The sequence below is a fragment of the Listeria sp. SHR_NRA_18 genome, assembly GCF_003856515.1.
Lineage (GTDB): Bacteria > Bacillota > Bacilli > Lactobacillales > Listeriaceae > Listeria_A > Listeria_A newyorkensis.
This window is the reverse complement of the sequence record NZ_QPKR01000003.1, coordinates 315,794-325,268: the sequence shown is the minus strand read 5'-3', so window position 1 is coordinate 325,268 and position 9,475 is coordinate 315,794. Positions and strand designations below refer to the sequence as shown.

At 39.7% G+C, this 9,475-nt stretch carries 9 protein-coding genes; all 9 read left to right on the top strand.

Translation table 11 applies throughout. The features are described 5' to 3' along the window. A partial coding sequence (locus tag DUK53_RS17470; RefSeq protein WP_236637279.1) for a toxin Cry1Ac domain D-VI-related protein occupies nucleotides 1–1,704 on the top strand: 1,704 nt, incomplete at its 5' end. Between the two features lie 122 nt (nucleotides 1,705–1,826). Then, nucleotides 1,827–2,282, top strand: coding sequence for a hypothetical protein (locus DUK53_RS07050; protein ID WP_036092946.1), 456 nt, complete (start codon nucleotides 1,827–1,829; stop codon nucleotides 2,280–2,282). 47 nt (nucleotides 2,283–2,329) lie between these two features. Further along, entirely contained in the window at nucleotides 2,330–3,730 is a 1,401-nt protein-coding gene (locus DUK53_RS07045) for a polysaccharide biosynthesis protein (protein WP_052164966.1), read from the top strand. Further along, on the top strand, nucleotides 3,727–5,064 hold the full coding sequence (locus tag DUK53_RS07040) for a nucleotide sugar dehydrogenase (RefSeq protein WP_103034811.1): 1,338 nt from the start codon (nucleotides 3,727–3,729) through the stop codon (nucleotides 5,062–5,064). The genes DUK53_RS07045 and DUK53_RS07040 overlap by 4 nt, the downstream gene beginning before the upstream one ends. A 17-nt stretch (nucleotides 5,065–5,081) precedes the next feature. Further along, on the top strand, nucleotides 5,082–5,759 hold the full coding sequence (locus DUK53_RS07035) for a YveK family protein (RefSeq protein WP_036092948.1): 678 nt from the start codon (nucleotides 5,082–5,084) through the stop codon (nucleotides 5,757–5,759). A gap of 16 nt (nucleotides 5,760–5,775) precedes the next feature. Then, nucleotides 5,776–6,444, top strand: a complete 669-nt coding sequence (locus tag DUK53_RS07030) for a CpsD/CapB family tyrosine-protein kinase (RefSeq protein ID WP_052164967.1) — start codon at nucleotides 5,776–5,778, stop codon at nucleotides 6,442–6,444. A 16-nt stretch (nucleotides 6,445–6,460) separates the two neighbouring features. Then, the gene (locus tag DUK53_RS07025; RefSeq protein ID WP_036132409.1) at nucleotides 6,461–7,822 is read left to right on the top strand and encodes an O-antigen ligase family protein; all 1,362 of its coding nucleotides are present in this window, start codon (nucleotides 6,461–6,463) and stop codon (nucleotides 7,820–7,822) included. After that, the gene (locus tag DUK53_RS07020) at nucleotides 7,809–8,288 is read left to right on the top strand and encodes a DUF4352 domain-containing protein (RefSeq protein WP_036132411.1); all 480 of its coding nucleotides are present in this window, start codon (nucleotides 7,809–7,811) and stop codon (nucleotides 8,286–8,288) included. Before DUK53_RS07025 ends, DUK53_RS07020 begins: the two co-directional genes overlap by 14 nt. Continuing rightward, the gene (locus DUK53_RS07015; protein ID WP_036132414.1) at nucleotides 8,289–9,458 is read left to right on the top strand and encodes a glycosyltransferase family 4 protein; all 1,170 of its coding nucleotides are present in this window, start codon (nucleotides 8,289–8,291) and stop codon (nucleotides 9,456–9,458) included. Nucleotides 9,459–9,475: the final 17 nt, after the last annotated feature.

The following is a 9,475-nucleotide window of genomic DNA, read 5'->3' as shown; positions in this document are numbered from 1 at the left end:
CAACTAGAAGCGAAACAAGCAGCAGCGGCGGCAGAAAAAGCACGCCAAGAAGCAGCAGAAGCCAGCGTGAAAGATTTATTCACCAATGGTGACGTAACAGGAACGATTAAAGATACAACAGATCAAGCAGCGATTGATAAAGCACAAAAAGTCGTCGATGCTATCACAGATGCAACGAAGAAAGCAGCGCTACAAAAAGAGCTAGACGAAGCGAAGAAACAACTAGAAGCGAAACAAGCAGCAGCGGCGGCAGAAAAAGCACGCCAAGAAGCAGCAGAAGCCAGCGTGAAAGATTTATTCACCAATGGTGACGTAACAGGAACGATTAAAGATACAACAGATCAAGAAGCGATTGATAAAGCACAAAAAGTTGTTGATGCTGTAACAGATGCAACGAAGAAAGCAGCGCTACAAAAAGAGCTAGACGAAGCGAAGAAACAACTAGAAGCGAAACAAGCAGCAGCGGCGGCAGAAAAAGCACGCCAAGAAGCAGCGGAAGCCAGCGTGAAAGATTTATTCACCAATGGTGATGTAACAGGAACAATTAAAGATACAACGAATCAAGCAGCAATTGATAAAGCGCAAAAATTAGTAGATGCTGTCATAGATGCAACGAAACAAGCAGCGCTACAAAAAGAGCTAGACAGAGCCCAAAAACTTTTAAATGATCGAAATGCGATTCTTGATGCTCCGATGATTGATACGTACAGATATTTAGACAGTTTTATCACAGGTAAAGTAGCTACTGGAACGGCTACAGTATCGCTTTATGTGAACGGAATTCGTGTGAAACGCGCAACACCAGATGCTTCTGGTAACTACAAATTTGACGCTTACGGCCTAGGATTAAACGCCAATGTCACGTTTGAAGTACGTCCAGTAGATGCGAATGGTAAAGAAGGAACCGCTGCTACAGCGAAAGTGGAAGGCAAGGATGTATTGTCCAATGCTTTGACAGCAAAAGATGCAGGAATCTCAACCACTGCCATCACAGGAACAGTTGGTAATGGTATTGATAATGTCCGTCTATCTATTGATGGCGTCATTGTAAAAGTAGGTCAAATCAGCAACGGGACATACAGCATTGCAACAAACGGTCTCATCAAAGCAGGTTCTGTGGTGCATGTCGTAGGATACAGCAGCACCAAAGTAGAACTAGCTCGCGTGGCAGTTAAAATTACGAACGACGAAAAACCAACACTTAGCCCACTAACAACAGATGATGATATCATAACAGGCTATGTAACCGCAGGAACAGCAACTTCTTTCCGTGTAAAAATTAACGGAATAGCAGTGAAAACGGGTATTATAGCAACAGACGGAACCTTCCAATCATCTATTGGTAAGCAAGCAGTAGGAACAGACGTGACGATTGAAATCAAAGATGCCACAGGATACAATATATTACGCGTTTCTACGGTTAAAGTTACAGGCTCAGCTGTTGCGAAACTAAATGCACCGACACTAGTTCGTATGGATGGTAACTATATCATTGGTACAGCTGTAAAAGGAACAGAAACAGTGGTTATTTATGAAGGCGGCGTTGCAAAACGTACGATTTCAGCAGCACAAATGACAACAAATCCAGATGGTAGTCTATCCTTCCGCGGTTATGTTGCACCAGGTACGACAAACGTTCAGGCAGCAGCAAAGAATAGTGATAAACGCATGAACAGCGAATTATCAGCAAAGTTTGAGATATAAGTTTTAATGGGGCTATAGGGAATCAATGTATTTTGATTCCCTCCCATTTTGTATTTCTGTCATGCGAAGAAACTGAGAGCAAGATATAAAAGGAATGAACATCTGGTTGAGGAGGCTTAAAAATGAAACGAATATTTAAAAATATAACTATCTTTTCAACTATTTTAATACTATTATCAGCCTGTAGCAAAAATGAAGTAAAGGAACCATTTCACCAACTTCATGAAAGGGTTGAAGCTAAAGGTTGGAAAATAAGCTTAGATCAAGCAACGTACACAGAGGAACGTGATCAAGATAAGGAATCGGTAGAAAAAATACTCCGCCTAAAGGTAACGGTGAAAAATATAGCAGCAGAAGAACAAATATTCGATGCTACGAAGCTTCGAGTAACCGACAGCAAAGGGAAGGATTTAAAAGTATATCCCTATGAAAACATGGTGGAGAAGATGCCCCCGAAACAAAGCCTAACAGGTTACAGCTACTTTATTGCCACAGAACATGTCCCCTATCGTGTGAGTTACACGTACCCTATCACGAAAGATGTTTTCACATGGGAAGTAACGCCAGACGATAAATAAATTGTAGAACAAAAAATGATGAAATAATAAAGAGGTGCACTGATACCGTGTTGAAACGAACGCTAATAATAGGTGGTGGTGAAGCAGCGCAATATGTGTTCCACACCATTGCTAAAGACGAAACTATGAATTATCAAATTATCGGTATTCTCGACGATAGCCCAGAGGTCCAACTACAGGAAGTACCGAGACTTGGAGCACTTTCCGAGTTAGAAGAAACAATCATAAATGAAAGTATCACGAGTATTTTTCTTGCCATACCGTCTCTAGAAATCCGTAAACGAAAACACATACTTGAGGTATGTCAGAAATACAAAATGGAAACGAAAGTCTTACCGAAATTGCAGGATATTCATTCTAAAAAAGACAAATTAACTTTGCGAGCTGTTTCATATCAAGATATTATTGATCGCGCAGAATTCGAACTGGATTATCTTATGGTAGAGCAGGAAGTAGCCAATAAAACGATCTTAATAACAGGCGCGGGCGGTTCGATTGGTTCTGAAATAACACGTCAACTCATGAATGCTCACCCGAGAAAACTGGTGCTACTTGGCCATGGCGAAGCGAGTATTTATGAAATCCACCGAGAGCTTCAAAAGATGAATCACCAAACAGAGATTATTTCTTGTATCGCAGACATTCAAAATGAACAGCGATTGGCCGAAATTTTTAGCGAGTATTCTCCAGATATCGTCTATCATGCCGCGGCGCATAAACATGTACCGCTGATGGAGAAAAATATAACAGAAGCGATCGCTAATAATGCTAAAGGTACATGGAATCTTGCAAGTGTAGCGCACACATATAACGTGGGGAAATTTGTCATGATTTCGACGGATAAGGCCGTAAAACCAACGACGGTTATGGGCGCTTCCAAACGAATGGCGGAAAAAATTATCCAGCTCTTTAATCAGAAATCTAAAACGCTTTTTTGTGTGGTCAGATTTGGTAATGTACTTGGTAGTAGCGGGAGCGTGGTTCCTCTTTTCTATGAACAAATTTGTAACGATGAACCAGTAACGTTAACGCATCCGGATATGGAACGCTATTTTATGACCATCCCAGAGGCGAGTAAGTTGGTGATTCAAGCAAGTATGATAACGAACGGTGGCGAAATTTTCGTGCTTGATATGGGGGAGCCGATTAAGATTATGGATGTGATTTACAAGTTAATCGACTTGACGGGAAAAGATCGTGAGTCGGTGCAAATTGACTTTATTGGTATTCGCCAAGGTGAAAAGGTGCGAGAAGAGCTATTCGAAAGTGATGAAAAAGCACATACGCAAATTTTTGAAAAAATCTTGGTTGGCGAGGGGCATCCATCTCCTTCAGAGCTCCAGAATATTCAAGCATTGCTAGGTAGCTACATGGATATGACAGATAAGCGTCGAAAAGAACGGTTATTTGAATTAATAGAAGCAGATTGGAGATATACAAAAATATGATAGAAACAGGAGTCGTAAAAGACAGTAGTTATGCAATATTATCAGATAAAATACGGTCGAAGCAGGCCATAATAGGTGTTATCGGGATGGGATATGTCGGCTTACCTTTAGCAATGGAACTCGCTACAGCAGATTTTTCAGTGATTGGTGTGGACATTGATGCGCTAAAAATCGAGAAACTAGCAGATGGGAAGTCACACATCATTGATATTCCAACAGATAGGGTACAAGCGGTCATTGCGGATGATAAATTCCTACCAACAACAGACTATGCCACTTTGAAAGCAGCCGATGTCATCAGTATTTGTGTTCCAACTCCGCTTACGAAATCTCACGAACCAAATATGAGCTATATAGAAGATACAGTGGCGAGGCTAAAGCCAGTACTATCCAAAGGGACGCTTCTGGTTTTAGAGAGTACGACATATCCTGGAACCACACGGGAACTTATCGCTTGTGAATTTGAAAAAGATGGCTGGGTTATTGGTGAAGATATCTTCATTTGCTTCTCTCCAGAACGTATCGATCCAGGGAATAAACAATTTCAACCGAAGCAAGTGCCAAAAGTGGTTGGTGGTATGACTGAAAAATGCTTAGCGCTAGGTCAGCAATACTACGCCCATGCTTTTGATACAATTGTCCCTGTTTCTACACCTGAAATTGCAGAGATGACCAAGTTGTTAGAAAACACATTCCGCAGTATCAACATCGCTTTTATAAATGAAATGTCGATGCTTTGTGAAGAATTGGGAATTGATCTTTGGGAAGCTATTGATGCCGCAAAAACAAAGCCATTTGGATTCATGCCATTTTATCCAGGACCAGGTGTTGGCGGACATTGTATCCCGCTCGATCCAATGTATCTCTATTGGAAGGGCAAGGAGAAGAATTTCTTCAGTCGCTTTATCGAGTTGGCTCAGCAAGTTAATACATCGATGCCAAAACATGTCGTCGAATTAGCTAGTCAAGCGCTTAATAGACATGGAAAAGCACTGAGTACTTCTAAAGTATTATTAGTCGGTGTGGCGTATAAAAGCGATATTGATGATGTACGTGAATCACCAGGATTGCATGTTTACGAACAATTAAAGCAAGCAGATGCTCAGTTGGATGTGCTAGACCCGTTTGTAACAATTTTCCGTGATGAAGCAGGACGAATAGTGAGGCCTGTGTCGGTAGTAGGAAATATGTCAGATTACGATTGTGCAATTATCATGACAAAACATTCTAATATCGACTACGATGTACTTTTAAAATCATGCGACTGTATTATTGATACGCGCAATGTATGGACTGAAAAAAAAGCCAATGTATTCAAAATCGGTGGCGTATAAGGAAGCGAGTAAGATAGATGAATTTGAAAACAATGGAACTTAGCGTCGTCCTAAAAATAATTAAAAATAATATCTGGTGGCTTATCGCTATCCCTACTGTTTCGATGGTTCTGGTATTTAGCATTAGCAAATATTATATCCAACCGATGTACACCTCTTCTGCGCAGATCTTCATTACGACTAACGTCAAATCAGAGGATGGAAAATCAGCGGTGTACTCCGAACAATTAAAAGCCAATATCCAGTTGGCGAACACCTTTAACACGATTTTAAAAAGCTCGCGTACACTAGGAAAAGTAAGGAGCGAACTACAATTAGACGAAACGGATGAAGCATTGTCAAAAAAAATCAACATCCAATCAGATAAAGACTCTTTAGTATTTAAAGTATCTGTAGAAGATAGAGAACCAAGCCGCGCACGTGCAATCGTCGACAAAATCACCGCAACGTATAAAAAAGACTTGCCGCAGTTAGTAGACAATAATAAAGTCATCGTCTTAGAACCAGCGAATCTCCCACTAGAGCCAACATCACCTAATATTCTATTAAATACGCTGATTGCTTTTGTTCTTGGAATGATAGCTAATTTCATCTTTGTATCTAGTATCTATTTATTCCGCGATCATATTGAAGGTGAGTCAGATTTAAGCGAACTATCATTGAAATTTGTTGGTGATATTCCATTAATAAAATAAGGAGATACATTCATAAATGAAAACATACAATGAGTTTAAACAAAATAAAGACAATTCTTTTTACAAGGAAAAATTTAATAGTATTCAAACCAACCTACAGTTTATGTTGAAAAAACAAGGTATACGTAACTTCATGATTACATCAGCTAATATGAGTGAAGGCAAAAGTTTTGCGAGTGCTAATATTGCGGAAGTGTTTGCAGAAAAAGGAAATAAGACGCTTCTGATTGATGTGGACTTTCATCGGCCATCTTTGCGTAAATATATGCAAGTTAGCGAAAACGTAGGAACAATCGATTATTTGATGGGTGAAATAGAGCTTGAGGAAGCTTGTCAAGATACGCATCACCCTAATTTAAAGCTGATGCCAACGGGGATTGCGCCACCTAATCCTAGTGAATGGGTGGACTCGGCGGAGATGAGGCAACTTATTGAGGTGGCAAAACAAACCTTTGATTATGTGATTATTGATGCCCCGCCATTACTTCCAATTACGGATAGTCGAATTTTGAGTTCTTTATGTGACGGTGTGTTGTTTGTTGCTTTTGTGAAAAAGACGAAGCGAAGTGAAATCAAGCAGGCGATGCGTTATCTGGAAATTGCAGATGCGAATGTTATCGGTGGTATTTTGAATGGTGTTGTAGTGTCTAAAAATGATCGTAAAGGTTATCGATACAAATATTGATTGGAGAAGATGTGAGTTGGATAGAACACTTATCTTAAAAATGATTTTTGTGCTTGGCTTCCTAGTGACGCTGGTGCTGAGTTTCTTCTATTCAATAATGCTAATAGTACCGCTTCTTATAGGAATCTTTGTTTTTAGTTGCTTTTTCACATTGAAGCAACTCGCAGAATTGACATGGTTTATGTTGGCTATTGCCTCTTTTTTTGGATCGATTCTTTCGATTCCAGGTTTAGAAAGCTTGTTTCTCTATCGACTATTACTACCTGTTCAAATAACGCTATTTCTACTCACATGGGATGACTGGTCTTGGATGAGCAAAAGAACAAGGACAATGCTTCTTTTTCTTGTTGGCTGGTTAGCTTCCGCGCTTATCACTATCATCTGGACCGAGTATCAGGGGATTGCGTTTCGAAATGTGTACTTTATGATAGAGGCGATTTACCTCCTGTTCACAGCCATTTATTACTTGAAAGCGGATAAGAAGATAGAATGGCTTGTTACGATTACTAGCGGTGTTATGGCGGTCAATATCGGTATTGGGTTATATGAAATCAACACGGGGCTACATTTAAGTAAGTCGGGATTAACAGATGTTATTGGGAATGCACAGTTTTTGCCAAGTGGAATATTTTTCAATCCAAATGATTTGGCTTCTTTTCTAGCTCTATTTTTGCCGATTATACTGGTCTATATGCACAGTAGAACTATCATTGGCAGCTTATACAAAGGCTTGTTGGTTATAGGAGCCGTGTATATTATCATTGAAACTCAATCGCGTATTGCCTTCGTCCTAATCCTTGTCATCCTCTTTCTGCTTTTATTACGCTATTCGTGGCGCTGGGGGGCACTAGCATTGCTATGTATCCCGTTTGTATTACAGTTACCAGGTATGCAAGATACCATCAATCAAGTGAATCAAACCTATACCGATAAAACGAATTCCACAGATTTACGATTAGATATTACGAATTACACTTGGCAAACCGCAAAAGAAAGCTATTTTATGGGTGTTGGTCCAGGGAATGTTCAAATAGAGTTAGCAAAATATTTTCCAGCAGAGGAACAAAATAATGATGGTGCTGTATCTGTGCATAACTTTCTTTTGGAAGTATTGGCGAATTATGGCTTACTATCGCTACTCTTTTTATTGGCTTTTTTGTTCTACCTTTTCTATCGCAGTTGGCGTTACTGGTTAGAGAATAAAGAAAAAAAGGTGAAATATCTCATTCCACTATTGATAACACTTGCTTTCCCATTTATCGCGTTTGCATCTAGTACAACACTTGAAAAAAGCTATATCTGGATTAGTTTTGGAATTGTTTTAGCCATACTCAATCAATATGATAAACGAATGGAGACGAAAGATGAAACGATTTAAACCGATACTGCTACTATTTCTGTCAGTAATTTTTATAACAGCATGTACGAATGAAAGTGTAACCGTACCAAAAGAAACGCAGCAAACACAAGCTTCTTTTCCAAAGGATAATAAGGTGAATGTATCAAGTTTGGATATGACAGTAGGGGCAATAAAGAATGCCGAAAAAGATATTCCCAAGGGCGATAAACTTGGAGGAAATAAATTGGTGAAACTGGAAGTGACAGTGAAAAATATAACAGAGTACAGTATTCCGATTGCTGCGAGTACCTTTCGTGTATTGGATTCCAGTGGGAAATACCATGCTAACTACGCGGTCGAAGGTGAATTAGGACAATTGATACCAGGTAATAAAGAGATAAAAGGAACTGTCTATTTTGCGATTCCTAAAGAACGTGTGATTGAAAAAGTAATCTATGACGATCAAGTCAGAAGTGCTTTCTATGAATGGAAGGTGGAGAAGTAGATGACAGAAACCAGCATGCCTAGAAAATTAAATGTATTGATGGTCTCTGATGATTTTTATCCACAAGTTGGTGGTATTGCGGCACACGTGCTAGAAATTAGTAAGGCTATTAGTAAACTCGGCCATAACGTGGTCTTGCTTACTAAAATATACGATCCTAGCGGTGCATTACCAGAAGAAGAGATGGTCGATACGATTCGAGTAATACGCGTACGAGTCAGTGAAAAACGGAAAATTCGAGCCTTGCAATTTATGTACAGAGGTCGTAAAAAAATCAAAGAGTTGCTAGCCAAAGATGATTACCAAGTCATTCATTGGCACAAGCTAATTGCAGATTCGATGATTACCAAGATTCCGTTTGACGGCGTGAAAATATTTACGAATCACTCTTCCACTTTCCTTCACTGGTATGAAGAACAGCGATTTGCTAGGTTCCGATTTTTATTGGGGCATATGGATGGTGTGATTGCACCAAGTACTGAGTTAACGGCAAAAATCTCTACGGTTTTTCCCATGAAACAAGCGCTGACGATTTCCAATGGAGTAGACACGACGAAGTTTTACCCAGATCAGGATAAGCGAGAAACAATGCGCGCGAGGCTTGGTTATAAAAACGAGAATAAAGTTGTGATGATTGCTAGACGATTAGAAGAGAAAAATGGTGTCTTGTATTTCGTGAAAGCTATTTCAATGATGCTCACGCAAAATGAGGATATTCGAATTTTGATGGTAGGGAGCGGGAGTCAGGAACAAATAATTCGTGATTTCGTGAAGGAGAACGGCTGGGATGACAAAGTAAGTCTTGTAACAGGTGTTGCGAATCCAGAGATGCCTTACTATTTTAATGCGGCGGATCTGGTCGTACTCCCTTCACTGATGGAAGCAACGAGTATCGCAGGTTTAGAAGCAATGGCATGTGGAAAGGCACTTGTGGGTACCGAAGTTGGTGGCATTCCGGAAATTATTAAGCAAAATAAAACAGGAGTGCTCATTCCTGCTAAGTCAGAAACAGCTATTGCGGAAGGTGTCTTAAGTATATTAGAAGATGATAATATTCGTCTAGGAATGGGGCATGCAGCTTTGTATTCCGTACAGCAAAACTTTTCGTGGCAAGAAATTGCACACAAAACAACTGATTTTTATGAGGAACAATTACAGCGATTATTATGAAATAAAGTAGGTGCATT

Excerpts from the sequence above, each read along its gene's own strand:
- DUK53_RS07050 (WP_036092946.1), top strand. The coding sequence starts at position 1,827 with ATGAAACGAATATTTAAAAATATAACTATCTTTTCAACTATTTTAATA.
- DUK53_RS07040 (WP_103034811.1), top strand. The coding sequence starts at position 3,727 with ATGATAGAAACAGGAGTCGTAAAAGACAGTAGTTATGCAATATTATCA.
- DUK53_RS07035 (WP_036092948.1), top strand. The coding sequence starts at position 5,082 with ATGAATTTGAAAACAATGGAACTTAGCGTCGTCCTAAAAATAATTAAA.
- DUK53_RS07030 (WP_052164967.1), top strand. The coding sequence starts at position 5,776 with ATGAAAACATACAATGAGTTTAAACAAAATAAAGACAATTCTTTTTAC.
- DUK53_RS07020 (WP_036132411.1), top strand. The coding sequence starts at position 7,809 with ATGAAACGATTTAAACCGATACTGCTACTATTTCTGTCAGTAATTTTT.
- DUK53_RS07015 (WP_036132414.1), top strand. The coding sequence starts at position 8,289 with ATGACAGAAACCAGCATGCCTAGAAAATTAAATGTATTGATGGTCTCT.